We start from the raw sequence: 25,936 nt of genomic DNA, 5'->3' as shown, positions 1-25,936 counted from the left end.
GTCGAAGAGGAATCGCGATCAGGCGATTTGCAAACGTGCGCTGCCGACGCGGGCGCGAAACACCGTGCCGGCCGGTCCGGTCGCGACGAGTTCCAGGTCGCCCTCCATCTGGCGGGCGAGCAGCCGGCTGATCGACAGGCCGAGGCCGGTGCCCTGGCTGCCGCTCGCGCCGGGCGTGAACAGGCGCGCCTGCAGGTCCGGCGGGATGCCGCCGCCCTGGTCGGAAACGGTGAGCTGCACCTCGCCGCCCGCCTCGGTCAGCTCGACCAGGATCGACTGTCCGGCGGCGGAGGCGCGCACGGCGTTCTGGACGAGGTTGGCGGCGATGAGGCAGAGCAGGCTGCCGCGGTGGTTGTCGAGCGGGCGACGGGCGCGGTTGATCACGTCGAGCTGCACGCCGCGCGGATTGGCGTGGGCCTCGCCGCGCTGGCGGATGAGGGTGGCGATCTCGTCGGGCGCGATCTCGTAGGTCGCGCCGGTGCGCATGTCGCCGAGCAGGGCGACGACCTCGGCGATGAGGGCCTGCATGCGCTCGGCGTGGAAGGCGACCGATTCCAGGTCGGGTTTCTCCGCGGGCGCAACGGCGGAGCGGAGGCTGGCGACGGAGCCCTGCAGGCCGTGGATCAGGTGCGACGTGATCTGGCCGAGGGCGGAGGCCTTGGCGGCGAGGGTGAGCTCGAGGTTGGCGCGGGCGAGGCGTTCGTTGCGCTCGGCCACGAGCCGCTGCGCGCGCAGCAGCCCGAAGCAGGCGCCGCCCAGCACGAGCGCGGCGGCGACGGCGCCGGCGGCGAGGATCGACCAGGTGTGGCCGTCGAGACGGCTCTCGATCGCGGCGAGTTCCCCGGCGAGGCCGCGGGCGTCGATGTAGTATTGGGCATAGCCGCTCGGCTGCGTGTGGCCGGGCTCGACCAGCGGGAGCAGCACCTCGAGCACGGGCGCGGTGGTGCGCGGCTGCGCGCCGCGGAAATAGCGGTCGAGTGGGAAATCCGCGTGGTAGCGGCTGACCGGGACGTTGCCGAGGAGCGTGACGTAGTCGCTGGTGGCGAGTTCGGCGAAGAGCAGCGTGTCGGGCACGGCGCGGAGCAACTCGCCCTGCTCGTTGAACACGGCGACGGCGAGCATGCCGTCCTGCTGGGCGGTGGGGAGCACGGCGTCGAGCATCTCGGGCGCGCGCAGCGGGCGCGGTGCGACGCGCCGGCTGGCGGCCGTGATCTGCTGGCGCGTGACGGGCGAGAGGACGGCGGAGTCGCGGTTGATGACGGTGCGGCGGATCTCGCGGTGCAGGCCGTCGCGGAAATAGATCAGCAGCGTGCCGAAGATCGCCAGCAGCAGCGCGCCGGCGCCGAGGGTGGCGGCGAGCAGGGTGGTGCGGGCGGGCAGGGCGTGGCGGAACATCACTCGGGGACGGCCTGCCAGTCCTTGAGGCCGGTGAGGTCGAGCGCGGCGACGGCGGCGTTGAACAGCAGCTCGCGCTGGGCGGGCGTGAGGCCCGGCTGGAGCACGGCGGTGCGGTAATCCTGGTAGAGTGCGCGCAACTGCTGCTGCTTGAACGCCGCGGCGAAGTCCGCCAGCAGGGCGTCGACCGATTTCGTCGCCCCGGCGGGGGAGTGGGCGGCGACGCGGGCGACTTCCTCGCGCAGGGCGCGCGCCTCCGCGGCCAGCGCGGCGATGCGGTTGCGGTTCTCGGCCTCGAAGGCGGCGAGCGCGGCGCGGGCGGCCTCGGCGGATGGCTCCTTCCTGGCGCCGCCCTTGTCGGCGTCGGGCTGGGCCTGCTGCCGCGCGACGCGCTGGAGGCTGGCCTTGTTGCGCAGGTAGGTCTCGAGGCGCTGCTCGAGCTCCGGCGGGAGCGGGGAGCGCGGGGCGACGGGGCGGGCGGAGGCGAGGGAGGCGAGCTCGCGGCGGATGGCCTCGGCGGCCGATTCGAGTTCGCGGAAGCGCGGCTCCTGCCGGGCGGCGAGCTCGCGCAGGGCGCGCTCGCGCTTGGAGTCGCTCTCGCGGTCGAGGCTGAAGAGCGCGTCGCGCAGCTCGCGCTTGAGGGCGCGTTTCTGGGCGGTGAACGCGTCGATCTGCGCGGCGAGCGCGGCCGGGACGTCGGCGGGCAGACGGAGCCGGGAACCGTGGGGCAGGAAGAAGATCGTCTCGTCGGGGGCGAAGTCGGACGCGGTGGCGCTGTCGGTGTCGCCGAGCGCGGCGGCGAGCTCGATCACGATCTCGCGCAGCAGCTGGCGCTGCGGGAGGGAGAGGCCTTCCTGGTAGAAGATCGCGGCGCGCATGACGGCGAGCTCGTCGGCGAGGAGTTCCTGCGCCGTGCGCTTGCTGCCGGGGTCGCCGAGCCGCCAGTTGCGGTGCTGGTTCCAGTCGGCGTCGGCGACGAGGAAGCCGCCGCGGTAGAGGTCGCGGCGCAAGGCATCGGCCGTCGTGGCGAGTTCGGCGAGGGCGTCGTCGCCGGGCGCGGGCGGCGGCGTGGCGGTCTCGGCGGCGGCGAGCGACTGGCGCAGCTCGCCGAGGGCGGCGGTGCGCTTGCGGCGGTAGAGATCGACGCGCTCGCGCATGCGGCGGTCGAGGCCGCCCTTGGCCAGGCGCGAGCTGAGCGGGGCGAAGAAGAGCTCGTTGGCCTCGCCGGCGAGATCGTTCCAGATCGGATCACGCACGGCGGGGGCGGCCGGCAGCTCGGTCTCGAGCGCGGGCACCGTGGCCGGGAAGTAGACCGGCATCAGCTCGGTCAGCGCCGTCTGGTTGGAAAGTCCGGGGAAATGCTGGCCGTCGCGGAGGAAATTCGGGTCGCGCGGCGCGGGACGCGATTGGGGCACGCCGCCGCCCGCGGCGCCCTGGCCCGCGATGGTCGCCTCCGCCTGGGCGCGGGCGGACGGCGCGAGCGGCGCCAGCAGCGCGGCGAGCGCGAGACGGACGGCGAGGCGGGCAAGGGAGTCGGACACGGCGACAATTCAGAGCGGGATGACGGGCAAGTCGAGCGCGCAGAGGTCGCCCCGGGCGCCCGCCGCCTGTGATGCGCGCCGACCTGACCGGACGGACACACACGAAGCGACACACCGACGAAGCGGCGGGCGAGATTCCCGGGGCTGAAACTCAGAAGCGGAACTCGAGGCCGGCGCCGAGCAGCTGCGCGTCGTAGGCCTCGAGGGCGGTGTAGCTGTAGGTGAGCGAGGCGCCGACGTTGGGGTTGAAGCGGTAGGCGAGCTTGAGTTCGCCGCCGAAGTGCAGCTGGGTGCGCGTGTCGCGGTAGATCACGGGCAGCGGGCCGGGCAGGAGCAGGGTGTTCACGCCGGTGTTGGTGAAGGTGAAGTCGGAGCGCTCGAGGTGCACGAGCGGCGTGACCGACGCGGAGAACGCGCCGCGCTCGACGACGCGGAACGGCAGGGCGAGCGTGTAGAGCTGCGTGGACTGTTCGTAGAGGTAGAACGTCTGCGCCTGGATCACCGGCCCCGAGATCGGGAAGACGGCGCCGCTCGGGGCGACCTTCGAGACGCGCACGTCGCCGAACGAGGTGTAGCGAAGCTCGGCGCCGATGACGGGCGTGAATTCATAGCCGACGGTGAAGGTGAAGGCGCTGGACGGCAGGTCATCGTCGATCCTCTGGCCGAGGTCGCCGATGGCCGGGGTGCCCGAAATCTCGAGCTTGGAGACGCCGACATCGACGTAGACGGAAGCGGAGGCCGCGGTCGCGGCGACGCTGGCGAGGAGGGAAAGGAGGACGGGTTTGATTGTCATTGCCCCTGTCTCTTTGCCATGCGCGTGCCAACTCGCGGCGCGGTGTGCTCAAGTTGGCGAAGGCCAGATGGATAAAGCGAGATGCGGCCGCGTGCGGCGCGGTGCGACGGCGCGGCGTTGGCTGAATGCAGCCAGGCGAGGACGCGGCGGAGGACGTGCGCTGGCTGCAGGCAGCCAGCACGGAGCGCCTCCGCCTCAGGCCGCAACGGCCGCGCGGCGGTCAGCGCGCCCCGTCGGGCTCGGGGTCGCTGTCGCGCGGCGCAGTCCCGTTGCCGCCTTCGAGGCGGTAGCGGAGGAACTGGCGCGTGACGCCGAGGCGGCGCGCGGCGGCGGAGACGTTGCCGCCGGTTTCACGGAGGGCGTCGTCGATCAGCGCGGTCGTGACGGCGTCGAGGGAGAAGCCGGATTCGGGCAGGCGCCACGCGGGGTTGCGCCAGTCGTGGAGCGCCTGGGCTTCGCTGGAAGACGCGGAAGAACCCGCTGCCGGCGGCGCGGCGAGGTGCGCGAAGTCGAGCGGCGCGCCGGTTTGGCCGAAGATCACGGCGCGCTCGATTTCGTGGGCGAGTTCGCGGACGTTGCCGGGCCAGCGCTGGGCCTGGAGGCGGCGCGCGCCGTCGTCGGAGATCGTGAGCGGGCGGAGGCGGTGGCGTTTCGCCGTGGCGGCGAGGAGCTGACGCGCGAGGGCGACGATGTCGGCGCCGCGCTCGCGCAGCGGCGGCAGCGTGACGTGCAGAAGATTGAGCCGCTGGTAGAGGTCGTCGCGGAAGGCGCCGGTCTCAGCGAGCGCGCGCAGCGGGCGGTTGCTGGCGGCGATGAGGCGCGCGTCGATCGCGATTTCCTTGTTCGAGCCGAGGCGACGGATGCGGCCGTCCTCGATCGCGACGAGGACCTTCGCCTGGATGGCCGGCGAGAGGACGCGATCTCGTCGAGGAAGAGCGTGCCGCCGTCGGCGGCTTCGAAGAGGCCGGTGCGGGCGGTGCGGGCGTCGGTGAACGCGCCGCGTTCGTGGCCGAAGAGTTCTGACTCGGCGAGCTGCTCGGGCAGCGCGGCGCAGTTGACGGCGATGAACGGCTCGGCGGCGCGCGGGCCGTGGCGGTGGAGCCAGCGGGCTAGGGCGGTTTTGCCGGTGCCGGTCTCGCCTTCGATCAGCACGGGCGGCAGGCGGCGTTCGAGGCGGCGCTCGGCGGCGAGGATCGTGTCGAGCTGGCGACGGACGGCGTCGAGGCTGTGGCCGAAGAAGAGTTCCGCGCCGTCGGCGCCGGTGGCGTTCTGGTGCTCGGTGCGGCGCGCCGCGGTGCGCTGTTGGCGGCAGCGCAGGAACGCGACGGGGAGAGCCTCGGGCTCGAAGGGTTTCGTGAGGTAGTCGCCAGCGCCGAGGCGCATCGCTTCGACGGCTTGCGGGATGCCACCGAACGCGGTCATGACGACGACGCCGGTGTTTTCCGAAAATGCGCCTTCGCGCAGCAGCATGAGCGCGTCGCCGTCGGGCAGGTGCAGGTCGACGAGCGCGAAGTCGAAGCTCAGGTCGCGCAGCAGTCGGCGCGCTTCGGCGAGATTGGTGGCTTCGGAGACTTCGCCGCCGAGCGCGCGCAGCGTCGCGACGAGCCGGCGGCGGAGCGCGGGGTCGTCTTCGAGGAGCAGGATCTCGCGGCGGGCGAGGGGAGAACGTCGGTGGACATGCGCGGTTCGGGAGAATCACAGACGAACGGGTTTCTCAATCACTTCGTCACGCGTCGGAACACGTGCAGCGAACGTGGTGGGCGTCGACGTCCTCGGCGGCGCCATGCGGCCGCGGCATGCGCCTCGTCGCCGCCGGGACGTCGGCGACCACCTCTGAGCCTGTCATTGTGAGGAGCGGAGCGACGAAGCAATCCAGTTAGCTGGATCGCCACGCCCGACTACGTCGGGCTCGCGATGACAAGCACTTTAGGTGCGCACGAGAAACCAAACCACCAGACCTAGCCAGATTACGAAATAGTATTTCGTGCCAGAGATCAGAGGTCCCCGCTTCCTTTCGACGATAAACCCTTGGGTTGCGGCCCAGATCAGCCCAGCCAAGGCCATAAACGAGAAGGCTGTTGTCATCACATATCGAAAGGAGTCGCTGACCGTTGATACTGCCATACAGCCCGCCGCAAAGTATCCGGCCACGTAGAACGGCCAGTTAGGCCAGTGTGCTGAACTGTCTTGGTCCATGATTGGCCGAAGCAACTACTCACTTCACGGCACCGTGAAATCCAGCATCCGCTTCTGGCGGTCGACGCGGAGGACGACGACGTCGATGGTGCGGCCGAGTTCGAATTTGCGCTTCGTCTTGCGACCGATGAAGGCGGTGCCGCTCGGGTTGAGGTGGTAGAAATCGTCCTGGAGCGACGAGATCGGCACGAGGCCAAAGGCGCCGGCGGCGGCGAGTTCGACGAAGAAGCCGTGGTTGCGGACGTCGGTGATGACGGCCTTGAAGCGCGTCTTCTTTTTCTTCTCCACTTCGCGCTCGAAGAACTCGGCGAGCTTCACCTTCACGGAGTCGCGCTCGGCTTCGGTGCTGTTGATCTCGGTGAGCGAGAGGTGTTCGGCGAGCGCCTCGGCGCGGGCGATGTTGTAGCCGGCGCTGTGCGGGCCGGCGGGGTAGCCCTCGAACTTCACGAGGTAGTGCTCGAAGACGCGGTGGACGACGAGGTCGGAGTAGCGGCGGATCGGCGAGGTGAAGTGCGTGTAGTCCTGCTTCGCGAGGCCGAAGTGGCCGTCGGGCTTGGCGCGGTAGCAGGCCTTGCGCATCGAGCGGAGCACCTGGACGCGGAGCAGGTGGCCTTGCGGGTGGTCCTTCAGGAACGCGAGGAGCTTCACGAGTTCCTCGCGCTGGGTGAGGTCGCCGACCTTGATGCCTTGCGCGGCGAGTTCGCGGCGGAGGTCGGCGAGGCGTTCCTCGTCGGGATCGTCGTGCACGCGGTAGAGCGACGGAAGGTTCTGCGTGCGGGTGAGGCGGGCGACGGCCTCGTTGGCGAGGAGCATGAACTCCTCGATGAGCTGGTGGCTCTCGTCGTTCTCGATCTTCTCGATGCGGTCGGCGTAGCCGTGCTCGTCGACGAAGATCTTCGTTTCGGGCATGTCGAGGTCGAGCGAGCCGTGGCGGAAGCGGTCGGCGCGGAGTTTGCGCGCGATGGCCCAGAGCTGGCGCGTCCATTTCTGGAGGTTGCCGAGTTCGCCGTCGGTCAGCGAACTGAGCAGGCGGCCGGTGGAGCCGGTCTGGTGCTTCGGCGGGACGGGCAGGCGGCGGATGGCGTCGAGGCTGTCCTCGAACATGAGCGCGTAGGCCTGCTTGTAGGTCAGGCGCTTGACGGAGCGGATGACGGTGTTGGCGAACTCGGTTTTCTTGAGGCGTCCGCCGGAGGAGAAAGTGAAGATGGCGGCCTTGGTCAGGCGGTCCTGCGCCTCGACGAGCGAGCAGAGGCCGTTGGAGAGTTTTTCGGGCAGCATCGGCACGACGGCGCCGACGAGGTAGGTGGAGTTGCCCCGCTGCTGCGCCTCGCGGTCGAGGGCGGAGCCGGAGCGGACGTAGGTGCTGACGTCGGCGATGTGCACGCCGACGCGGAGGTCGCCGTTGGGTAAATACTCGAGCGAGAGCGCGTCGTCGAAGTCCTTGGCGTCGTCGGGGTCGATCGTGAACGTCGGCACGTCGCGGAAATCCTGACGGCCGCGCAGCTCCTGCGGGCGGACCTCGGGCGGGATGGCGGCGGCCTCGCGGACGACCTCGGGGGAAGGCGGGCGAGAGGTTGTATTTGTGGTAGATGGCGGCGAGCTCGGCGCGCGGCTCGAAGGCGCGGCCGAGTTTTTCCACGATCTCGCCGGCCGGGCTGCGGTGGCGCTCGGTCCACTCGGCGATGCGGACGACGACCTTGTCGCCCACGGCGGGCAGCGGGCGGAGCTTCGAGCGCATCGGGTCGTCGACAATGATGTCGAGGGGGATGCGCGGATCGTCGGGCAGGACGTAGAAATAGGTGCGGCCGCGGTGGAGCGTGCCGGTAGTGGTGTCGTTGGCGCGGGAGAGGATCTCGATGACGCGACCGGCGCGCTCGTCGGGCTTGAGGAAACGGTATTGGTCGCGCTCGCGGCCGGTGATGAGGCGGACGACGACGGTGTCGCCATGGAGGGCGACGCCGGTGTTCTCGGCGGCGATCTGGATGGCGGGCTCGCGCTCGGGCGAGTTGACCTTGCCCTCGGGGATGACGATGGCGGAGCCGGACTGGCGGAAGCTGATGCGGCCGGTGATGAGGTCGGCTTCCTGCGGCAGGCAGAGGCGGTCGCCCTTCACCAGGACGATGTGGCCGGTGCGGATGAGCTCGCGCGCGTCGTGGGCGAGCTTGCGGCGATCCTTGGTGCTGAGGCGCAGCTCGCGGGCGAGGCGCTCGAGCGAGGTCGGCACGTAGTTGCGGTGGCCGAGGTGGGAGAGGAGTTTATCCCGGAAATTCATAGGTGGGGAGCGGTGCTGGCGTGCGTAGAATCGGCATGCCCGAGCCCGCGAAGTGGGTGTTACGGTGTCTGAGGCGGGTTTGGATGCAACCGGGGAATTTTTTGTGGCGATGCCTTTACTCGACGGCGTGGCGTGCTAGCGGTGCGGGCGTGGCACTCACGATCGTCTGGTTCCGTCAGGATTTGCGCCTGCAGGACAACCCCGCGCTGCTGGCGGCGGTGTCGCGCGGGGCGGTGCTGCCCGTCTACATCCTCGACGACGCCGGCGAGGGCCGCTGGGCGCCGGGCGGGGCGTCGCGCTGGTGGCTGCACCACTCGCTCGCGGCGCTCGACGCGGCCTTGCGCGCGCGCGGCTCCGGATTGAGGTTGATGCGCGGCGAGAGCGGAGCGGTGTTGCGCGAGCTGGCCGGGCAGGTCGGCGCCGACGCGGTCTACTGGAACCGCCGCTACGAGCCGGCGGCGATCGCGCGCGACGCGGCGATCAAGGCCGGGCTGGGCGCGGCGGGCGTGGAGGCGAAGAGTTTCGCGGGCTCGGTGCTGTTCGAACCGCACACGGTGGCGAACAAGACCGGCGGGCCGTTCCAGGTGTTCACGCCGTTCTGGCGGCATTGCCTCACGCTCGAGGTGGCCGAGCCGGTGAAGCTGCCGGCCGGCGCGATCGCCGGGCCGGCGGAGACGCCGGGCGCGCTCACGCTCGCGGAGCTCGGGCTGCGGCCGGCGATTCCGTGGGACGCGGGTTTTCGGACGGCGTGGGAGCCGGGCGAGGCGGGAGCGATGAAGCGGCTGAAGCAGTTCCTCGCCGGCGCCGTTGAGCGCTACGCGGACGAGCGCAACCTGCCCGATCGCGACGGCACGTCGGCGCTGTCGCCGCACCTGCACTTCGGCGAGATCAGTCCGCGCCAGATCTGGAGCGCGGTGCGCGCGCTCGGGCGCGGCACGGGCGTGTTTCCGCCGAGTCGCGGCGCGCAGGTGTTTCTCAGCGAGGTCGGCTGGCGCGAGTTTGCCTACCACCTGCTGTATCACTTCCCGCACACGCCCGAGGCGCCGCTGCGCGAGGAGTTCGCGCGGTTCCCGTGGCGCAGCGACGCGGCGCAGCAGCGCGCCTGGCAGCGCGGGCAGACCGGTTTCCCGATCGTGGATGCCGGCATGCGGCAGCTGTGGGCGACCGGCTGGATGCACAATCGCGTGCGGATGATCGTGGCGTCGTTCCTCGTGAAACACCTGCGGCTCCCCTGGCAGGATGGCGCGGCGTGGTTCTGGGACACGCTGGTTGATGCCGACCTGGCGGCGAACACGCTCGGCTGGCAGTGGACGGCCGGATGCGGGGCGGACGCGGCACCGTATTTCCGCATCTTCAACCCGATCCTGCAGGGCGCGAAATTCGACCCGAACGGCGACTACGTGCGCCGCTGGGTGCCGGAGCTGGCGAAAGTGCCGGTGGAGTTCATTCATGCGCCGTGGGAGGCGCCGCCGCTGGAGTTGAGCGCGGCCGGCGTGGTGCTGGGCCGGAATTATCCGCAGCCGATCGTCGACCACGGGGAGGCGCGCGCCGCGGCGCTGGCGGCGCTGCAAACGATCCGTAAAGGCTGACGCGCGGCACGGCGGTGCTTGCGCCGGCTGCGGCGCCCGCGCAGAAAGGCGGCGCGTGATGCCCTCGAAATCCCGGCTGCCTCTTGCCTGCGTGCTGCTGTGCGGCGTCGTGCTGATCGCCACGCTGATGGCCGCGCTCGGCTGGGACCGGGCGTGGCGGGTGTGGAACGTGCAGGTGGCCGTGCAGCCGTTCCTCGATTCGCAGGTGATCGCGGCCGGCGCGACCTCGTGGCGGGAGGGGCACGATCCGCTGCGTTTCAACCCGCACGACATCGGCCATCGACCGATGAATTATCCGCGCGTGTGGCAGGGGCTGTTTGTGCTCGGGCTGCGGCAGGAGCATGCGGCCGCGCTCGGCTGGACGCTGGCGGTCCTGCTCCTTGCCGGGGTGTGGTTGGCGATGCCGCGGCTGGGGTGGGGCGAGGCGGCGGTGGTCGGGCTGGCGGTGTTCTCGCCGGCGGTGCTGCTCGGCGTGGAGCGAGGCAACACGGACCTGGCGGTGTTCTTCGTCCTGGCGGTCGCGCTGGCCGTGCCGGGTGCGGCCTGGAATGCGACGTGGGTCGCGGTCGCGTTTGCGCTGAAGCTTTTCCCGCTCGCGGCCGGCGCGGTTCTCTGCGGACGCCCGCGGCGCGAGGCGCTGATCGCGGGCGGGGTGCTGGCCGGCTTCGCGGTGCTCTACGTGGCGGCGAATTTCGACGATCTGCGGCTGATCAGCGCGGCCACGCCGCGCGATACGTGGCTGTCGTATGGATTGAACGTCCTGCCGCTCCGGCTCGGGCGGGTGTCCGGACTGGCCGGGCTGGCGGCCTTCGCGGTGGCGTGGCTGGCGGCGGCCGCCGTCGTGTGGGGTGCCTGCCGGGCGCGCATTCGCCGCGGGGCCGACGCCACGATCGCCGCGGACGACGGCGCGCTCGATGCGTTCCGCGTCGGGGCGGCGTGTTACGTCGGGACTTTCCTGCTCGGGAACAACTTCATCTACCGGCTCGTGTTCGTCGTGCTGGTGGTGCCGCAGCTGTGGCGGTGGGCGCGCGGGCGCGCAGCGGAGCGGACGCTGGCGCGAGCGGGCCTGCTGGCGGCGCTGGGTTCGCTGTGGGTGCTCGGCTTCGACCGGGCGTCGTGGGTCGTGCGCCGCGACGAGTGGCTCTGGTTTTCGGTCGGTCAGGCGTTCAACTGGCTGCTCTTTGCGACGCTTTGCCGGTTGCTCATCAGCAGTTTGCCGGAATGGACGGTGGGGCCGTGGCGCCGACGGTCAGCGGGGCGCGAAGCGGTCGGGCGCTCGTGAAAATCCGGGCTTCCCAAGCCCCCTCGGAGATGTATGGTGTCGATCTTTTATATGCAGAAGACACTCATCATCTTTAAGCCGGATTGCATGGAAAAGCGCCTCGTCGGCACCGTGCTCCAGCGCTTTGAGGCGGCCGGTTTCGACATCATCGGCGCCAAGCTCACGCGTCTGACGCCGGCGCAGCTGCGCGAGCACTACGCGCACGTGGCGAGCAAGCCGTTCTATCCGGAGATCGAGCAGTTCATGAGCTCGCGTCCGGTGATCGTCATGGCGCTGAAGGGCGACAACATCGTCGCGCGCGTCCGCGACCTGCTCGGGCCGACCGACTCGCGCAAGGCCGCCAAGGGCACGATCCGCGGCGACTTCGGCACCGAGATGATGAAGAACGTCGTCCACGCCTCCGATTCCGAGGAGAACGGCAAGATCGAGATCGCCCGCTTCTTCAAGGCGGACGAGATTCTCGGCTGATCGCACAATCTCGCACTTGACGACCGCGGGGACGGTCCGCTTAGTTCGGCCCCTCGCAGTCACGCCCTCATCGTCTAGCGGCTAGGACGGGGCCCTCTCAAGGCCCAAACCGGGGTTCGATTCCCCGTGAGGGCGCCAATTTCCAAGGCGCGCACCGGCAACGGTGCGCGCCTTTGCTTTGGGCGCTGGGCCGCGGAGCGACGAGCTTGCGGCCGCGGGGCGCGGCGGCTGAATCGGGGCATGAAATTTGCGGCGTGGGTTTGGGTCGGATTGCTGGCGGGAGCGATGGCGACGCGCGGCGCTGCGGCGGGGGATTTCCGATCGGTGCTGCTCGACCACGCCCGGCGTTACCCGAAGCTGGAGGCGCAGGATTGCTACAAGCTGCTGTTTCAGGCCGTGCTCGGGGCGGAGCATGCCGTGACGGACGAAGCGGTGGCGCGCCGGTGGATGGACAACGAGATCGCCGCGCTGGGCGACGGGCCGGCGGAGCCGCTGGTCGATCCGATCTCGCCCGACGGCGCACTCGTGCGCGTGCACCTGCGGCCGTTCATGGCGAGACACGGCGATCCGGCGGCGCTGGTGCAGGCGTTCGTGCGGACAGCGCAGCGGAAACGCGGGACGCGCGACGAACTCGCGGCGGCGTGGCGGGCGGTCGTCGCGCTCGCGGAGGAGAAGCGTCTGCCGTTCACCCCGGAGGCGGCGCGGGCGTGGGGCGAGAAAATGCGCGCGGCCGGGTGGCCGGCGGTGCATCATTCGCCGGTGTTCGAAGCGGACTATCGCCCGGCGTATCGCGTGATCGCGCGGGAGTTCCTGTCCGAGGCGCTGCCGCCCGGCCAGTAGCGGGCGCGGCGCGCTCAGCGGCCGACGAACGCCCAGAAGAGGCCGAACCCCGCGATGACCGCCAGAAATCCCAGGGGACGGAGGCACAGCCGCAGGGCTTTCCACCCGCTGCCTTCGCGCTCCGCACGTGCGTGCGCCGGTAAAACAGAAGCCCAGCGCCATCGGGTAGACCAGCGCCAGTCGCTGTGTGATGCCCGCGAGCCCGACGCCCACGAGGGTGCGTGGCGAGGGCGTGGCGAGGTTGCCGAGGCTGGCGACCCAGAGCAGCGCACCGCTGACCACGACGGGATAGCCGAGCAGCGTGATCGCGCCCAACAAGAGGCAGAGACGGGACGGTTTCATCGCGGTCGGGACGCAGGCTCGCGTCCTCAGTAGAACACGTTGCGGTCGAGCGAGCGGTATTGGATCGCTTCGAGGAGGTGCGGGGCGGCAATGGTTTCCGCGCCGGCGAGGTCGGCGATGGTGCGGGCGACCTTGAGGATGCGGTCGTAGGCGCGGGCGCTGAGGCTGAGCTGTTCCATCGCCTGCTGCAGCAGGTCGCCGAGCGAGGAATCGAGATGGCAGTGTCGCTTGATCTGCGCCTGGGTCATGCGGGCGTTGGCGGTGGTGTGCGCCTCGCGGAAGCGCGCGCGTTGCACAGCGCGGGCGGCTTCGACCCGTGCGCGCATGGCGGCGGAAGGCTCGCCGGAGCGGTCGGTGCGCAGCTCGGTCAACGAGAGGGCGGGCGCCTCGATGTGGATGTCGATGCGGTCGAGCAGCGGGCCGCTGATGCGGTTGCGGTAGCGTTGGATCTGTCCGGGAGCGCAGCGGCATTCGCGCTTGGGGTCGCCGAGGTAGCCGCAGGGGCAGGGGTTCATCGCGGCCACGAGGAGGAAACTGCAGGGCAACGAGATCTTGCCGGCGCTGCGCGAGATCGAGACGACGCCGTCCTCCAGCGGCTGGCGGAGGACTTCGAGGGCGGAGCGCTTGAACTCGGGCAACTCGTCGAGGAAGAGCACCCCGTGGTGGGCGAGGGAAATCTCGCCCGGACCGGGCACGGCGCCGCCGCCGAGCAGGCCGACGTCGGAGATGGTGTGGTGCGGCGCGCGCGCCGGGCGTTCGAGGAAGCGCACCTCGCCGTTGAGCGTGGCGCCGGCGGCGCTGTGGATGCGCAGGATCTCGAGGTATTCGTCGAGCGTGGGCTGCGGCATGATCGTCGGGACGCGTTTCGCGATCATGGATTTGCCGGAGCCCGGCGGGCCGATCATGAGCAGGTTGTGGTTGCCGGCGACGGCGACCTCGACGGCGCGGCGGACGGCCTGCTGCCCCTTGATCTCGGAGAAATCGAGGGGCGCGTCGGGAGCGGCGGTGCGCGGCGGCGGCCGCGGCGCGAGCGGTTGCAGCTTGGCGTGGCCGGCGAGGAAGCGCGCGGCTTCGTCGAGCGAGCGGACCGCGTAAACGGCGACGCCCTCGACCAGGGCGGCCTCTGCGGCGGTGATGGGCGGGAGCAGCAGGGCGCGCTTGCCGGAGGCGCGGGCGAGGACGGCGAGGGCGAGTCCGCCGCGCACGGCGCGCGTGGCGCCGGAGAGGCTGAGTTCGCCGGCGATGAGGAACTCGTCGAGGCGCTCGTTCTGGAGCTTGCCGTCGGCGACGAGGATGCCGAGGGCGATGGGCAGATCGTAGAGGGCGCCCTCCTTGCGCAGACCGCCGGGCGCGAGGTTGATGGTCGTGCGCGTGCGCGGCATACGGAAGCCGGAATTGCTGAGCGCGGAGAAGACGCGGTCGTCCGACTCCTTGACCGCGGCGTCGGGCAGGCCGACGAGGATGAGCTTCGGTTCACCGGTTTCGCCGGTGTTGACCTCGACGGATACGGGCACGGCATCGATGCCGACCAGGGCGGCCGAGCAGATGGTGGCGAGCATTCGGCGGACGGGAGGCGGAGCTAGACAGTGACCAAGCCTTCCTGGGCGCGGCGGCGGACTTCAGCGATGTTGTCGTCGATGGCCTGGAGGTAGGCGTTGGGTTGGCCCGTGGGTGAGAGGTAGCGATGCACGGCGTCGGCTTCGGCCTCGAGCATCGGGCGCACGAACTTCGTCCAGAAGTCCGGGGTCTTGAGCTTCAGCTCGGTCGCGCTGTGGTAAGGCCGGCGTTCCGGGGGCACGCCCTCGTGCTCGAAGGCCTCGACGAACTCCGCGAAAAGGTGGTCGAGCTTGTCGGCGTAGTCGGGAGCGCACATCTGCGAGACGTAGTCGGCGGTGACGAGCAGACAGGCCATGCGGCGCGCGAGGGGCGTGCGGAAATTCTGCGCGCTGATGCGATTGCGCGGACCGGTGCAGGCGATGGCCGAGCAGACGTCGTCGATTTCCTCCGGGACGAGGCCGAGGCGGGGCAGGTAGGCGCGCGCGAAATCGCAGCTGCGGAGCTCGTGCACCAGGGTGTATTTCGCGCCGGTGCCGGCGGTGTCGCCCACGTGCTTGAGGAAGCCGCTGTCGTGGAGCAGGGCGGCGACGACGGTGAGCTCGGCGGCGCGCTGGCCGAAATCGGGCAGCGCGCCCGCGTGCGCCTGCCCCGCGATGAGATCGCTGGCGCACACGGTGGCCTGCAGCGTGTGGCCGAGGTCGTGATAGCGCATGTCGTTCGCGAGGTAGCCCGGCCAGTTGCCCCAGAAGGCGGCGGTGACGTCGGCCAGCACGCGCTCGATCAGCGGATGGCTCGTGCTCCAGCCAAGCGAAGCGAACACCGTTTTCAGATGGGTCGCGGTGGCGCCGGGATCCTTGGCGACGATGGCAGTCGGGAGAGCCATGCGGGGTGCCTTCGAAATAGGGGTTGCTCCCCATGCAGCAAGCGCATTTGTTTCACCGCTCACGCATGGCCCGAGGTGGCAATTTGATCGTCGGCCTGACCGGCGGAATGGGATGCGGCAAATCGACGGCCGCGGCATTGTTCGCTGAGCTTGGCTTCCGCCGGCTCGACGCGGACCGGACGGTGCACGACGTGCTCCTGCCGAGCGCCGAGGTGGTGGAGGCGATCCGCGGCAAGTTCGGCCCGGGCGTGCTCGACGCCGCGGGCGGGGTCGACCGGGCGAAGCTCGGGGCGGTGGTCTTCGGCGACGCCGCGGCGCTGGCCTGGCTGGAGGACTTGCTGCACCCGCGGCTCCGGGCGCACTGGGACGGGATTTATGCCACGGCACATCGCGAGAAGTTCGTGGTCGAAGTGCCCTTGCTCTTCGAAAAGCAGCTCCAGAATAGGTTTGATTTCACGGTCTGCGTAACCACATCTTCCGACCTGCAACTTAGGCGGCTGGAGCAACGTGGTGTCTCCCCTGAGATCGCCCGCCAGCGCCTCGCCAAGCAGCTGCCCCTGGCCCGAAAATGCGAGTTGGCTGACTTCGTTCTCCTCAACGACGGCACTCTCGAGTTTTTGCGCAAGCAAGTCAGCGAACTGGCCCGTCGCCTCTCCCTTATCCACTCCCACTGACCCGCCACCCGATGGCCCTGCCCCCGAAGTCCGACGAGGACACTCCCAGCTCCGCTCCCGAAAGCGGCGAAGCTTCCAAGAAACGCCCGCGCACCCGCTCGCGCCTCTATCGCGCGAAGAAGGGCGCCAAAGCCGATGACGGCGGCGCGGAATCCTCTGCGCCGGCCCCGGTGCAGACGGAATTCGCGCCCGAGCCCCGCCGCGAAGAGCCCGCGCCCGCGCCTGTGCCGCGCGAGGAACCGCGCGCGCGCGTCGAGGAGCCACGCGAGCCGGCTCCGGCTCCCGCGCCTGCGGCGCCGGAGAAAAGCGGCGGCGAACCCGCCGCGGCCGACCGCGCGCCGGAAAACACCGGCGGCGCCGGCTACGAGGGCGGCGGCGGAGGCGACCAGCAAGGCAGCCCGCCGCAGCAGGGCGGGGGCGGGAAGTTCACTCGCTGGCGCGACAAGAAATTCCGGGGCAAATGGGACAAACACCGCGGCGGTGGTGGCGGTGGCCAGGGCGGCAACAACGGCCCCAAGCACCCACCGCAGCCGCCTCCGCCGAAGGGTGAGGTCTATTTCGGCGACCTGCCGGATCCGGCGCGCTTCGCCGATCTCGACGCGCTCGCCAAGGTGGCCGACGAGATCGCCGCGAAGAAGGCCGATCCGATCTGGCTCAACGAGCTTTACGCGCTCGGCCACGCCGAGCTCTCCGCGAAGGCCCGCGAGCTCGGCGCGAAGTTCGACGTCGTGCCGAACCGCAAGCAGCTCCTCAGCGCGATCTTCGCGGCGGCGGCCGAGCAGAAGATCCCGCTGCTCGACCAGGGCTGGCTCGACCTGACGGACCGCGGGTTCGGCTTCATCGTCCATCCCTTCACGAACTACCGCCTCTATCCCGAGGATTCGTATGTGCCCGAGGGTTTCGTGAAGAAGCTCGGGCTCAAGCGCGGCCATCACGTCGAGGTGCAGGTGCAGGCGCCGCAGGGCAACGATCGTTGCCCGAGCGTCGTGCGCATCCGCACCGTCATGGGCGGCCAACCCGAGGCCATCTCGGCGCTCAAGCCCTTCGAGGAGCTCACGCCGTATTACCCGCTCACGCGCATCTGGCTCGAGTCGCCGGGCGCGAAGGACGTCTCGATGCGCATGGTCGACATCATCACGCCCGTCGGCTTCGGCCAGCGCGGCCTGATCGTGGCGCCGCCGCGCACCGGCAAGACCGTGCTCCTGCAGAACATGGCCAACTCGATCGCGGCGAATTCGCCCGACGCGAGGCTGATCATCCTGCTCATCGACGAGCGTCCCGAGGAGGTCACCGACTTCCGCCGCCACTGCAAGGGCGAGGTCGTCAGCTCGACCTTCGACGAGACGCCCGAGAGCCACATTCATTGTGCCGAGATGGTGATCGAGAAGGCGCGCCGCCTCGTCGAACACGGCGAGCACGTCGTCATCCTGCTCGACTCCATTACGCGCCTCGCGCGCGCCTACAACGCCCTTGCATCGAACTCCGGCAAGATCATGTCCGGCGGTCTCGAGGCCACCGCGCTGCAAAAACCGAAGCGCTTCTTCGGTTCCGCGCGCAACATCGAGGGCGGCGGCTCGCTCACCATCCTCGGCACCGCGCTCGTCGACACCGGCTCGCGCATGGACGAGATCATCTTCGAGGAGTTCAAGGGCACCGGTAACATGGAACTCCACCTCGACCGCGACCTCGTCAACAAGCGCATCTTCCCCGCGCTGAACATCGACAAGTCCGGCACGCGCAAGGAAGAGCTCATCTACCATCCCGACGAGCTCGCCCGCATCTACTCGCTGCGCCGCGCCATGCAGGGCGTGCCCGCGGCCGACTCGATCGAGATGCTCATCCAGCGCCTGAAGAAGACGAAGACGAACGCCGAGTTCCTGATGAGCCTGAACCGCTGACCCGCGTGCGCGCGGGCCGGCCTGCCCCGCTTGACCACCGCCGACGACATCGCCCTCCAATTCGCGTTCGAACGCGGTCTGGTGCCGGCGGAGTCGCTGGAGGCGGCCCGGCACGCGGTCGACCGCCGCACGGTGGCCGAGATCGTGGCGACGCAGCTCGGCATGCCGTTCGTGACGATCGGCGAGCGCCGGATCGCCGCCGGCGTGCTCGGCGCGCTGCCGCGCTCGTTCGTCCTGCGCCACGGCGTCTGCGCGGTGGCGGAGGCGGACGGTGCCGTCCAGGTCGCCGTGCCGGATCCCTTCGACGTCGACGTGCTCGACAGCCTCGCCCACGTCTGCGAGCGCCGCGTCGTGCCGGTGGTGGCGTTGAGCGACGACCTGCAGCAGGTGATCGCCCGCCACTATGCACGCGAGGCGGATCAGCTGGAGGATTTGACCGGCGGGGCGGGGGAGGCTGCGAGCGCGCTGCCTGCGCCGGCCGCGAGCCCGTCCGACCCGCTGGAGGGTGACGCGCCCATCATCCGCCGGGTGTATGCGATCATCGAGGAGGCCGTCCGCCGGCGCGCATCGGACATCCACCTCGAGCCGCTCGAGCGGCGTTTCCGGGTGCGCTACCGGATCGACGGCGCGATGGTCGAGGTCGACTCCCCGCCCAAGCAGCTGCACCTGGCGCTCATCTCGCGCGTGAAGCTCATGGCGAACATCTCGATCGCGGAGAAACGCGTCCCGCAGGACGGCCGCATCCAGGTCGTGCTCGCGGGCCGGCCGTTCGACCTGCGCGTCTCCTCGCTGCCGACTGCGCACGGCGAGAGCATCGTGATGCGCCTGCTCGACCAGGAAGGCCTGCGGCCCGGCCTGGCCGAGCTGGGTTTCTCCGGCGAGGACGAGGCGGCGTTCTCCCGACTCATCTCCGCTCCGGACGGCATGGTGCTCGTCACCGGACCGACCGGCTCGGGCAAGACCACCACGCTCTACGCGAGCCTGCATCATTTGAACCGGCCGGACCGCAAGATCATCACGGTCGAGGATCCGGTGGAGTATCAGCTCACCGGCATCAACCAGGTGCCGGTGCGCGCGGAGATCGACATGACCTTCGCGGCGGCGCTGCGGGCGATGCTCCGCCAGGCTCCGAATGTCGTCATGGTCGGAGAAATCCGCGACGCGGAGACGGCCGACGTCGCGATCAACGCCGCGCTGACCGGCCATCTGGTCTTCAGCACGCTGCACACGAACGACGCGCCGGGCGCGGTCACGCGCCTGGTCGACATCGGCACGAAACCGTTTCTGATCGCCGCGGCGCTGCGCGCGACGGTCGCGCAGCGCCTCGTGCGCCGGGTGTGCCCGCATTGCGCGCAGGACTACGTGCCGACCGCACGCGAGCTCCTCGCGCTGGGTGTGCCCGCGGAGCGGCTGGCGGGGGCGCGCTTCCGGCGCGGCGCCGGTTGCGCGGCATGCTATGGCACCGGTTATCGCGGGCGCATGGGCATTTTTGAGATTTTTTTGATCTCGGACGATATCCGGGCGCTCATCTATGAAAGCGCCAGCGCCGCCCGTCTGCGCGCCTGCGCCCGCCGCGAGGGCATGCGCACGATGCGTGAGGACGGAGTGCGAAAAGTGCTCGCCGGTCTGACCACAATCGAGGAAGTTGTCTCGGTCACGGTCGGCGATCTCGACTGAACGCCCCACGCCTTTTCCGCCATGAGCTATGAAATGAACGACCTCCTCGAGCTGGTCGTCGAGCAGAAGTGCTCCGACCTCCACCTCCAAGTCGGCACCCCGCCCACGCTGCGCATGCGCGGCAGCATGACGCCGATCGACGGCCCCGCGCTGACGCCCGCCGACACCGAGGGCCTCATGCTCTCCATCACGCCGGACAACCATGTCCAGAACGTGAAGCTGAACGGCGGCACCGACTTCGGCTTCGCCTACCTCGACAAGGCGCGCTTCCGCGTCTCCGTGCTCAAGGCCAAGGGCAACTACGGCATGGTGCTGCGCCAGATCCCGAACCAGCTCTTCGACCTCCGCCAGATCGGCCTCCCCGATAAAATCAAGGAGCTGCTCTACCGCCCGCGCGGCCTCTTCCTCGTCACCGGCCCGACCGGCTCGGGCAAGTCCACCACGCTCGCCTCGATGGTGAATTACATCAACGAGAACCGCGACGGCCACATCATCACCATCGAGGATCCGATCGAGTATTACCACCCGCACAAGCGCTGCGTCGTCACCCAGCGCGAGATCGGGCAGGACGTGCCGAGCTTCTCCGAGGCGATCCGCCGCGCCCTGCGCCAGGATCCGGACGTGATCCTCGTCGGCGAGTTGCGCGACCTCGAGACGATCGAAGCGGCGATCTCGGCGGCCGAAACCGGTCACTTGGTGTTCGGCACGCTGCACACGAACAGCGCCGCGAAGACCGTCGACCGCATCGTCGACGCCTTCCCGGCGAACATGAAGGAGATGATCCGCACCCAGCTCTCGACCTCGATCATCGGCGTCATCTCCCAGTCGTTGTGCAAGAAGAACGGCGGCGGACGCATCGCCGCCTACGAGATCATGGTCAACACGTCGTCGATCGCCTCGCTCATCCGCGACAACAAGACCTTCCGCATCACCTCGGACATCCAGACCGGTGCCGCGCTCGGCATGATCACGCTCGACACGCACCTGCTCAGCCTGGTGAACCGCGAGCTCATCGAGCCCGACGAGGCTGTCGAGAAGTCGCAGGACCCCGAGGCGATGCGCAACAAGCTCACGAGCATGGGCATCAAATTGCGCGGCGTCTGATCTTCCGCTGACTCGCGGCTGGGGCCGGCCCGCGAGCGAGTCCCATGTTTCCCGGCCACGACCGCCTCCTGTTCGAGCTCCTTGCCGAGCGAGGAACGGTCGCGCGCGACTCGCTCGAATTCGCCCTCGCGGAACATCGCGCCTCCGGCCGGCCGCTCGCGGATGTGCTGCTGGAGCGCCGGCTGATCGGCCGCTCCGCGTTGCTCCGCATTGTGGCGGATCACCTGGGCGTCGACTTCGCGGACGAACTGCCGGGTCACCTGCCGGACGATGCGGTGGCGCTCCTCGATGGGGCGCTGGCCCGGCGCTACGGCGTGGCACCGCTGGCGGCCGGCGCCGCGTCGGTGTCGCTCCTGGCGGTCGATCCCTTCGCCGCCCAACTCGCGGGCGACCTCGCGTTCGCCTTGGAGCGCGAGGTGCGCCTGGTGGTGGCCGACCCCGAGCGCGTCGCCGCGTTGATTCGCCGGCACTACGGGACGGAGGAGACGGCGCGCGAGTCCGCGACGGACGAAGGGACGGCGGCGATCGAGGGCGCGACGGAGGACGCGGGTGTTTCCGAGTCCGAGCTCGAGGAAATGGTCGCGCGCACGTCGATCATCCGCTTCGTGAATCTGGTGCTGACTCAGGCGGTCCGCGACCAAGCCTCGGACATTCATTTCGAGCCGTTCGAGCACGAATTCAAGATCCGTTACCGGATCGATGGCTCGCTCTACGAATTGGTGCCGCCGCCGAAGTCCCTCGCGCTGCCCGTCGTCTCGCGGGTGAAGGTGCTCGCCAATCTCAACATTGCCGAGCGCCGCGTGCCGCAGGACGGCCGCATCAAGTTCAACGCCGCCGGGCGGGCGGTGGACCTGCGCGTCTCGACGCTGCCGACGCAGTTTGGCGAGAGCGTCGTGCTCCGCGTGCTCGACCAGTCCGCCGTCCGGCTCGATCTGGCGCAGCTGACGCTGCCGCCGCCGATCGAGGCCGCGGTGCGCGAGATCATCCGGCGGCCGAACGGCATCTTCGTCGTCACCGGTCCGACCGGTTCCGGCAAGACGACCACGCTCTACGGCTGCCTGCAGGAGCTGAATTCGCCCGACGTGAAGATCCTCACCATCGAGGACCCGGTCGAATACGAGATCGACGGCATCATGCAGGTGCCGGTGAATTACGCCGCCGAGCTGACCTTCGCCCGCGCGTTGCGCGCGTTCCTGCGCCAGGATCCCGACATCGTGATGGTAGGCGAGATCCGCGACCTCGAGACGGCGCAGATCGCGATCCAGGCGTCGCTCACCGGACACCTCGTGCTCTCGACTTTGCACACCAACGACGCTCCCGGCGCGGTCACGCGCCTGGCCGACATGGGCGTCGCGCCCTTCCTGCTGGCCTCGACGCTCGAGGCCGTGCTGGCCCAGCGACTGGTGCGGCGCCTGTGTCCGGATTGCCGGACGCCTTACGAGCCGAGCGACGCGCTGCTTCACTCGGGCGGCTTCACGCGCGCGCAGATCGCCGGACGGCCTTTCTACCGGAGCAAGGGCTGCCCGGCCTGCCATCATAGCGGCTATCGCGGGCGGATTGGCGTCTTCGAACTGCTCAGGATGACCGACGCGCTGCGCGAGCTCGTGGCCGCTGGCGCGTCGCTCGTGCAGCTACGCCAGCGCGCGGTCGCGCAAGGCCTGGTGCCGCTGCGGGACGCCGGCCTGCAGGCCATCCTCGCGGGCGAGACCTCGCTCGAGGAGGTCCGGAAATACATGTGAGCGATGCCGCGCTTCGCCTACACCGCCTTCGATGCCCGCGGCGCCGAACAATCCGGCCAGCTGGACGCGGTCACGGCCGAAAACGCCGTGGCAGCACTGAAGGCGAAAGGGCTGTTCCCGATCGCGCTCGGTGCCGTAGGGACGAGGCCGGCGTTGCCGCAATCGGCGCCCGCGCGGCTCACGCCACGCGGGGCGTCGCCCGGGCGCTCGGCATCATCGCCGCAGCGGCGAGCGGGCCGCGGGTTTGAGCGGGAGATCCGTTTGCCCTTCGTCCGGCCGGTGACGCCGAAGGAGCTGGCGGTGTTCACGCGGCAGCTTGGCACGCTGCTGCGGGCCGGCATGCCGCTGCTGCGCAGCCTCGAAGTGCTGGCGCGACAGGAAAGGAAGCGCACATTCCGGGGCGTGCTGGAGGCGCTGGCGGAGGACATCCGCGCGGGCGGCACGCTTTCCGCGGCGCTGGCCCGGCACGCGCGGATTTTCGACCGGCTCTACGTGAACATGATCAAAGCCGGCGAAGCCGGCGGAGTGCTCGACGCCGTCCTCGACCGGCTGGCGCGGTTCCAGGAAAAAGGCCTGCAGCTCCGCGGCAAGGTCAAGGCGGCGCTGGTGTATCCGCTGATCGTGATGACGGTCGCGGTGGTGATCCTCGCCGGCTTGCTCGTGTTCGTGGTGCCGAAGTTCGAGCAGATCTTCGCCGACCTGTTGAAGGGGGCGCCGCTGCCGCCGTTGACGCAGACGGTGCTCGCGGCCAGCGCGGCGGTGCGGACGCACTACCTCGTGGTGCTGGGCCTGGCGGCGGGGGCGGGGCTGGCGTTCCGGATGTTCCGGCGGACGTCCCGGGGCGCGCAGCTCGTCGATGGCTGGGTCGTGCGCGCGCCGGTCTTCGGTGACCTGCTGCTGAAGTCGCTCGTCGCCCGCTTTGCCCGCACGCTCGGCACCCTGCTGGCGAGCGGCGTGCCGATCCTGCAGGCCATCACCATCACGCGCGACACCACCGGCAACGCGCGTGTCGCGACCGCGCTCGATCTCGTGCATGAGCGCGTGAAGGGCGGCGAACCGGTGGCGGGGCCGCTGGAGGACACGCAGGTCTTCCCCGGCATGGTTTCGAGCATGATCGAAGTCGGGGAGCACACCGGGCAGTTGCCGGAGATGCTGCACAAGGTGGCGGACATCTACGACGACGAGGTCGACGCAGCCGTGGCCGGTCTGAGTTCGCTGATCGAGCCGCTGCTGATCGTGTTTCTCGCCCTGGTGGTCGGCACGATCGTGATCGCGCTCTTCCTGCCGATCATCCGGATCGTCCAGCTGCTGACCTAACCGCGCGGTGCCGGGGCCTTGTCCAGGACGACGATGAGCAGGGTCGCGATCGGGCCAAGCAGCAGGCTGGCGAGGAACCAGGCGAGGCCGCTGCGATTCTTGGCTTGGGCGAGGCCGGCGTTGATCAGCGCGAGCGTGCCGATGCCGACGAAAAATTCCGGAGCGCGGGAGGCGGACATGGGCGCGTCAGGTCGATGTGGCGGTCTGTGTCTTCGGCTTCGTCAGCAGCAGCTGCGAGTTGAGGCCGAAGTGTTTCTCGGAGAACTCATCGGCCGGGTTCTCGCCGGCGTTGCGGAGGAGGCGCTGGACCATGCCCATCTTGGCGTCGAGATCGTCGACCTTGGCAACGAAGACGGCCTCCGGGGTGGCGGCGATGACGGCGGCGCCCCACTCGAGTTCGCCCTGGTGGGAGAGCACGATGTGTTCGAGGCGCTCGAGTAGGTCCGAGGCGAGCTTCACCTTCATGCCGGCTTTGCGCACGAGTTGGTAGCCGAGGACGACGTGACCTTGCAGGAGGCCGCGGCGGCTTTTGGTGGTGACGAGGTCGCCCTGGTATTCGATGACTTTGCCGGTGTCGTGAACGAGCACTCCGGCCAGGGCGAGATCGGGATCGACCTCGGGGTAGAGCGGGAGCAGGGCGCGGGCGGCGCGCGCCATGTGCGTGGTGTGCTCGAGCAGGCCGTGGCGGTAGGCGTGGTGCATCGCGACGGCGGCGGGGGCGATGCGGAAGGATTCGCCGATGTCGTCGAAGACGGCCTGGACGGTGGCGCGGATATCCGGGTGCCGGATGGCCGCGATGTGCTGCTGGAACTCCGTCCACAGCGCGTCGGCGTCCTCGGGCGCGGTCTCGACCAGGTTGGCGAGCACGGCGGAGCCGGCGAGCTGGTCGGTGGTGATCGGCTCGGCGCTGAGGAGCTTGGGCGAGAGGGCGTCGCGGTAGTAGTCGAGCTTGGCCTCGATGCGGACGACGCCGCCTTCGCGGAGGCTGGTGAAGAGGTCGAAGGCCGGGCTGTCGCCGAAGACGTTTTGGGCGAAGCTGCCGGTCTTGTCGCCGAGTTCGACGGTCAGGAACGGGTTGCCGTTTTTCGCGGTCTTGCTCGTGACGCGGCGGACGAGGAGGACGCTGGCGAAGGTGTCGGAGCCGTTTTTGTCGAGCGCCTTGATCTCGCGCACGCTGAGCAGGGACTGGATGTCGGCCATGCCGGGAGCTCAGCGGATGTCCGGCGGGTTGGCCAACCAAGAATCGCCTCCGCGCCGGGCCGATTTGGGCTAGCGTTCACTCGGGGCGCACGTAAACAGGAGGTTCCCGCATGGAGCTGAATCTTCATCCTCTCGCCACGAAGTGTTACGTGTCCGGCCGTGAGTTCGCCGAGGGCGACCGCGTCGTCTGCTACCTCGTGCGCGAGGCCGACGGACTGACGGGGCGCCGCGACCTGCTCGAGAGCGAGGACGCCAACCTGGAGAAGCCGGCGGAGGTCTACTGCCGCTGGGTGCTCAGCTACAAGCCGCGCAAGGGCGAGGAGAACGCCGACCGCACGCTGAAGATGACGGCGGAAAACCTCTTCGTGACGCTGGCGGATCCGCTCAATCCGCCGAACGACGCCAACACGCCGCTGCTGCAGTTCCTCGCCCTGATGCTGGAGCGGAAGAAGATCCTCAAACCGCGCGGCCAGACGCCGGACGGCGCACGCAACATCTTCGAGCACGCGCGCACGCATCAGATGTATGAGATTCCGGTCGGCGATCTGAACGCAGAGTTTTTCGTTCAGATCCAAGGCAAGCTCGACGTGCTCGTCGGGGCGCCGAAGAAGAAGGCGGAGCCTGCGGTATCCGCGTCGGATGCGATGCCGCCGGCGGATGCGCCGGCGCCGACCGAGCAAGCTTAAGGTTTCAGGTCGACCTGCACCGGCGCGGCGTGCGGCGGCAGTTTCGGCGGCGAGTAGCCTTGGTCCTTCAGGGCCAAGCGAAACAGCTTCACGAGTGTTTCGCGCGTCTCGGCCGGCACGGTGAAGTCGTTCGCCCCGAACCGCACTTTGTCGTCGTGCGGCAGTTCGAACGTTCCGAGCAGCTTGTCTTTCGCGTAGAGCTTCAAGAGCGGCACATTCACGCAGAAACAATAGGCGGCGGGTTGGGCGCTGTCCGTCACGAGCGCGACCTTGAACGCATCGAGCCACGCGCGCTCTGCGATGAAGGTTTTTTTGCCGCCCCGGTATTCGAACACGGCAAGGTCCGCGTCTTTGTAGCGCGCCACCAGAGAGGCGTAATTCTCCGTCGGCCACCCCGGCTTCTGAGGTCGGGGCACGGACGTAACCGAGGCGCGGATGGTCGCGGGGAGGAAAACGAGGCAGAGCGCGAGACGGACGAAGTGC

Annotated in this window: 21 protein-coding genes, 1 tRNA gene and 2 pseudogenes; 12 read left to right on the top strand and 12 right to left on the bottom strand. The window is 69.5% G+C overall.

Features of this window, described 5'->3' with window-relative positions; translation table 11 throughout:
• Positions 1 to 18: 18 nt before the first annotated feature.
• From ACMYLB_RS13500 to ACMYLB_RS13470, 7 genes and pseudogenes are all read right to left on the bottom strand, one after another.
• Complete coding sequence (locus ACMYLB_RS13500; RefSeq protein WP_415907506.1) at positions 19 to 1,395, bottom strand: sensor histidine kinase; 1,377 nt, start codon at positions 1,393 to 1,395, stop codon at positions 19 to 21.
• Complete coding sequence (locus tag ACMYLB_RS13495) at positions 1,395 to 2,936, bottom strand: hypothetical protein (RefSeq protein ID WP_415907505.1); 1,542 nt, start codon at positions 2,934 to 2,936, stop codon at positions 1,395 to 1,397. The genes ACMYLB_RS13500 and ACMYLB_RS13495 overlap by 1 nt, the downstream gene beginning before the upstream one ends.
• Positions 2,937 to 3,087: 151 nt before the next feature.
• On the bottom strand, positions 3,088 to 3,729 hold the full coding sequence (locus ACMYLB_RS13490) for an outer membrane beta-barrel protein (RefSeq protein ID WP_415907504.1): 642 nt from the start codon (positions 3,727 to 3,729) through the stop codon (positions 3,088 to 3,090).
• 220 nt (positions 3,730 to 3,949) lie between these two features.
• Positions 3,950 to 4,270: a helix-turn-helix domain-containing protein gene (locus ACMYLB_RS13485; protein WP_415911085.1), complete on the bottom strand. Its 321-nt coding sequence runs from the start codon at positions 4,268 to 4,270 to the stop codon at positions 3,950 to 3,952.
• A gap of 243 nt (positions 4,271 to 4,513) precedes the next feature.
• Positions 4,514 to 5,322, bottom strand: a pseudogene (locus ACMYLB_RS13480) (sigma-54-dependent transcriptional regulator); the annotation flags it as partial.
• A 627-nt stretch (positions 5,323 to 5,949) separates the two neighbouring features.
• A complete protein-coding gene (locus ACMYLB_RS13475) occupies positions 5,950 to 7,401 on the bottom strand; it encodes a ribonuclease R family protein (protein WP_415907503.1) in 1,452 nt (483 codons plus the stop codon).
• Positions 7,402 to 7,540: 139 nt separating this feature from the next.
• Positions 7,541 to 7,663, bottom strand: a pseudogene (locus tag ACMYLB_RS13470) (hypothetical protein); the annotation flags it as partial.
• A 683-nt stretch (positions 7,664 to 8,346) separates the two neighbouring features.
• Between ACMYLB_RS13470 and ACMYLB_RS13465 the strand changes: the two are divergent.
• The 5 genes from ACMYLB_RS13465 to ACMYLB_RS13445 all read left to right on the top strand — a co-directional run bounded on the left by ACMYLB_RS13465 (position 8,347) and on the right by ACMYLB_RS13445 (position 12,376).
• Positions 8,347 to 9,786: a cryptochrome/photolyase family protein gene (locus ACMYLB_RS13465; RefSeq protein WP_415907502.1), complete on the top strand. Its 1,440-nt coding sequence runs from the start codon at positions 8,347 to 8,349 to the stop codon at positions 9,784 to 9,786.
• Between the two features lie 58 nt (positions 9,787 to 9,844).
• Positions 9,845 to 11,068, top strand: coding sequence for a hypothetical protein (locus tag ACMYLB_RS13460; protein WP_415907501.1), 1,224 nt, complete (start codon positions 9,845 to 9,847; stop codon positions 11,066 to 11,068).
• A 51-nt stretch (positions 11,069 to 11,119) separates the two neighbouring features.
• Positions 11,120 to 11,536, top strand: coding sequence for a nucleoside-diphosphate kinase (gene ndk, locus ACMYLB_RS13455; protein WP_415907500.1), 417 nt, complete (start codon positions 11,120 to 11,122; stop codon positions 11,534 to 11,536).
• Positions 11,537 to 11,599: 63 nt separating this feature from the next.
• Positions 11,600 to 11,674: transfer RNA gene (locus ACMYLB_RS13450), tRNA-Glu, on the top strand.
• Positions 11,675 to 11,860: 186 nt separating this feature from the next.
• A complete protein-coding gene (locus ACMYLB_RS13445) occupies positions 11,861 to 12,376 on the top strand; it encodes a hypothetical protein (protein WP_415907499.1) in 516 nt (171 codons plus the stop codon).
• A gap of 368 nt (positions 12,377 to 12,744) precedes the next feature.
• On the opposite strand, the gene ACMYLB_RS13440 is transcribed toward ACMYLB_RS13445, so the two are convergent.
• Positions 12,745 to 14,277 carry a YifB family Mg chelatase-like AAA ATPase gene (locus ACMYLB_RS13440; protein ID WP_415907498.1) on the bottom strand — a complete coding sequence of 511 codons (1,533 nt, stop codon included), beginning with the start codon at positions 14,275 to 14,277 and terminating at the stop codon, positions 12,745 to 12,747.
• A gap of 20 nt (positions 14,278 to 14,297) precedes the next feature.
• Complete coding sequence (locus tag ACMYLB_RS13435) at positions 14,298 to 15,158, bottom strand: hypothetical protein (protein ID WP_415907497.1); 861 nt, start codon at positions 15,156 to 15,158, stop codon at positions 14,298 to 14,300.
• A 32-nt stretch (positions 15,159 to 15,190) separates the two neighbouring features.
• Here ACMYLB_RS13435 and coaE point away from each other — a divergent pair, with 32 nt between their 5' ends.
• From coaE to ACMYLB_RS13405, 6 genes are read left to right on the top strand one after another with little or no spacing between them, the layout of a single operon-like run.
• Positions 15,191 to 15,832, top strand: coding sequence for a dephospho-CoA kinase (gene coaE, locus ACMYLB_RS13430; protein WP_415907496.1), 642 nt, complete (start codon positions 15,191 to 15,193; stop codon positions 15,830 to 15,832).
• 11 nt (positions 15,833 to 15,843) lie between these two features.
• Positions 15,844 to 17,730 (top strand): transcription termination factor Rho, encoded by a 1,887-nt coding sequence (rho, locus tag ACMYLB_RS13425; RefSeq protein ID WP_415907495.1) that lies wholly within the window; start codon positions 15,844 to 15,846, stop codon positions 17,728 to 17,730.
• A gap of 30 nt (positions 17,731 to 17,760) precedes the next feature.
• Positions 17,761 to 19,407, top strand: a complete 1,647-nt coding sequence (locus ACMYLB_RS13420) for a GspE/PulE family protein (protein ID WP_415907494.1) — start codon at positions 17,761 to 17,763, stop codon at positions 19,405 to 19,407.
• Positions 19,408 to 19,428: 21 nt separating this feature from the next.
• Positions 19,429 to 20,511, top strand: coding sequence for a type IV pilus twitching motility protein PilT (locus tag ACMYLB_RS13415; protein WP_415907493.1), 1,083 nt, complete (start codon positions 19,429 to 19,431; stop codon positions 20,509 to 20,511).
• Positions 20,512 to 20,555: 44 nt separating this feature from the next.
• Positions 20,556 to 22,250: a GspE/PulE family protein gene (locus ACMYLB_RS13410; RefSeq protein ID WP_415907492.1), complete on the top strand. Its 1,695-nt coding sequence runs from the start codon at positions 20,556 to 20,558 to the stop codon at positions 22,248 to 22,250.
• Positions 22,251 to 22,253: 3 nt separating this feature from the next.
• Positions 22,254 to 23,567, top strand: a complete 1,314-nt coding sequence (locus ACMYLB_RS13405) for a type II secretion system F family protein (RefSeq protein WP_415907491.1) — start codon at positions 22,254 to 22,256, stop codon at positions 23,565 to 23,567.
• Here ACMYLB_RS13405 and ACMYLB_RS13400 read toward each other — a convergent pair.
• Together ACMYLB_RS13400 and ACMYLB_RS13395 are read right to left on the bottom strand one after the other, a co-directional pair.
• The gene (locus ACMYLB_RS13400; RefSeq protein WP_415907490.1) at positions 23,564 to 23,746 is read right to left on the bottom strand and encodes a hypothetical protein; all 183 of its coding nucleotides are present in this window, start codon (positions 23,744 to 23,746) and stop codon (positions 23,564 to 23,566) included. The two genes, ACMYLB_RS13405 and ACMYLB_RS13400, sit on opposite strands and share 4 nt — an antisense overlap.
• 7 nt (positions 23,747 to 23,753) lie before the next feature.
• Positions 23,754 to 24,767: a 3'-5' exoribonuclease YhaM family protein gene (locus ACMYLB_RS13395; protein WP_415907489.1), complete on the bottom strand. Its 1,014-nt coding sequence runs from the start codon at positions 24,765 to 24,767 to the stop codon at positions 23,754 to 23,756.
• Positions 24,768 to 24,877: 110 nt separating this feature from the next.
• Between ACMYLB_RS13395 and ACMYLB_RS13390 the strand changes: the two genes are divergently transcribed.
• Positions 24,878 to 25,453 carry a hypothetical protein gene (locus ACMYLB_RS13390; protein WP_415907488.1) on the top strand — a complete coding sequence of 192 codons (576 nt, stop codon included), beginning with the start codon at positions 24,878 to 24,880 and terminating at the stop codon, positions 25,451 to 25,453.
• Here the strand turns inward: ACMYLB_RS13390 and ACMYLB_RS13385 are convergent.
• The gene (locus ACMYLB_RS13385) at positions 25,450 to 25,818 is read right to left on the bottom strand and encodes a hypothetical protein (protein ID WP_415907487.1); all 369 of its coding nucleotides are present in this window, start codon (positions 25,816 to 25,818) and stop codon (positions 25,450 to 25,452) included. The genes ACMYLB_RS13390 and ACMYLB_RS13385 overlap by 4 nt on opposite strands.
• Positions 25,819 to 25,936 lie beyond the last annotated feature (118 nt).

The sequence above is a fragment of the Oleiharenicola sp. Vm1 genome, from assembly GCF_047777955.1.
Lineage (GTDB): Bacteria > Verrucomicrobiota > Verrucomicrobiia > Opitutales > Opitutaceae > Didemnitutus.
This window is presented reverse-complemented; position numbering and strand designations above follow the sequence as displayed.

What these genes read in the sequence shown, in the direction of transcription:
- ACMYLB_RS13500 (WP_415907506.1), bottom strand. Translation starts at nt 1,395, where the DNA reads ATGTTCCGCCACGCCCTGCCCGCCCGCACCACCCTGCTCGCCGCCACC.
- ACMYLB_RS13490 (WP_415907504.1), bottom strand. Translation starts at nt 3,729, where the DNA reads ATGACAATCAAACCCGTCCTCCTTTCCCTCCTCGCCAGCGTCGCCGCG.
- ACMYLB_RS13460 (WP_415907501.1), top strand. Translation starts at nt 9,845, where the DNA reads ATGCCCTCGAAATCCCGGCTGCCTCTTGCCTGCGTGCTGCTGTGCGGC.
- ndk (WP_415907500.1), top strand. Translation starts at nt 11,120, where the DNA reads ATGCAGAAGACACTCATCATCTTTAAGCCGGATTGCATGGAAAAGCGC.
- ACMYLB_RS13440 (WP_415907498.1), bottom strand. Translation starts at nt 14,277, where the DNA reads ATGCTCGCCACCATCTGCTCGGCCGCCCTGGTCGGCATCGATGCCGTG.
- ACMYLB_RS13435 (WP_415907497.1), bottom strand. Translation starts at nt 15,158, where the DNA reads ATGGCTCTCCCGACTGCCATCGTCGCCAAGGATCCCGGCGCCACCGCG.
- coaE (WP_415907496.1), top strand. Translation starts at nt 15,191, where the DNA reads ATGCAGCAAGCGCATTTGTTTCACCGCTCACGCATGGCCCGAGGTGGC.
- rho (WP_415907495.1), top strand. Translation starts at nt 15,844, where the DNA reads ATGGCCCTGCCCCCGAAGTCCGACGAGGACACTCCCAGCTCCGCTCCC.
- ACMYLB_RS13415 (WP_415907493.1), top strand. Translation starts at nt 19,429, where the DNA reads ATGAGCTATGAAATGAACGACCTCCTCGAGCTGGTCGTCGAGCAGAAG.
- ACMYLB_RS13410 (WP_415907492.1), top strand. Translation starts at nt 20,556, where the DNA reads ATGTTTCCCGGCCACGACCGCCTCCTGTTCGAGCTCCTTGCCGAGCGA.
- ACMYLB_RS13405 (WP_415907491.1), top strand. Translation starts at nt 22,254, where the DNA reads ATGCCGCGCTTCGCCTACACCGCCTTCGATGCCCGCGGCGCCGAACAA.
- ACMYLB_RS13400 (WP_415907490.1), bottom strand. Translation starts at nt 23,746, where the DNA reads ATGTCCGCCTCCCGCGCTCCGGAATTTTTCGTCGGCATCGGCACGCTC.
- ACMYLB_RS13395 (WP_415907489.1), bottom strand. Translation starts at nt 24,767, where the DNA reads ATGGCCGACATCCAGTCCCTGCTCAGCGTGCGCGAGATCAAGGCGCTC.
- ACMYLB_RS13390 (WP_415907488.1), top strand. Translation starts at nt 24,878, where the DNA reads ATGGAGCTGAATCTTCATCCTCTCGCCACGAAGTGTTACGTGTCCGGC.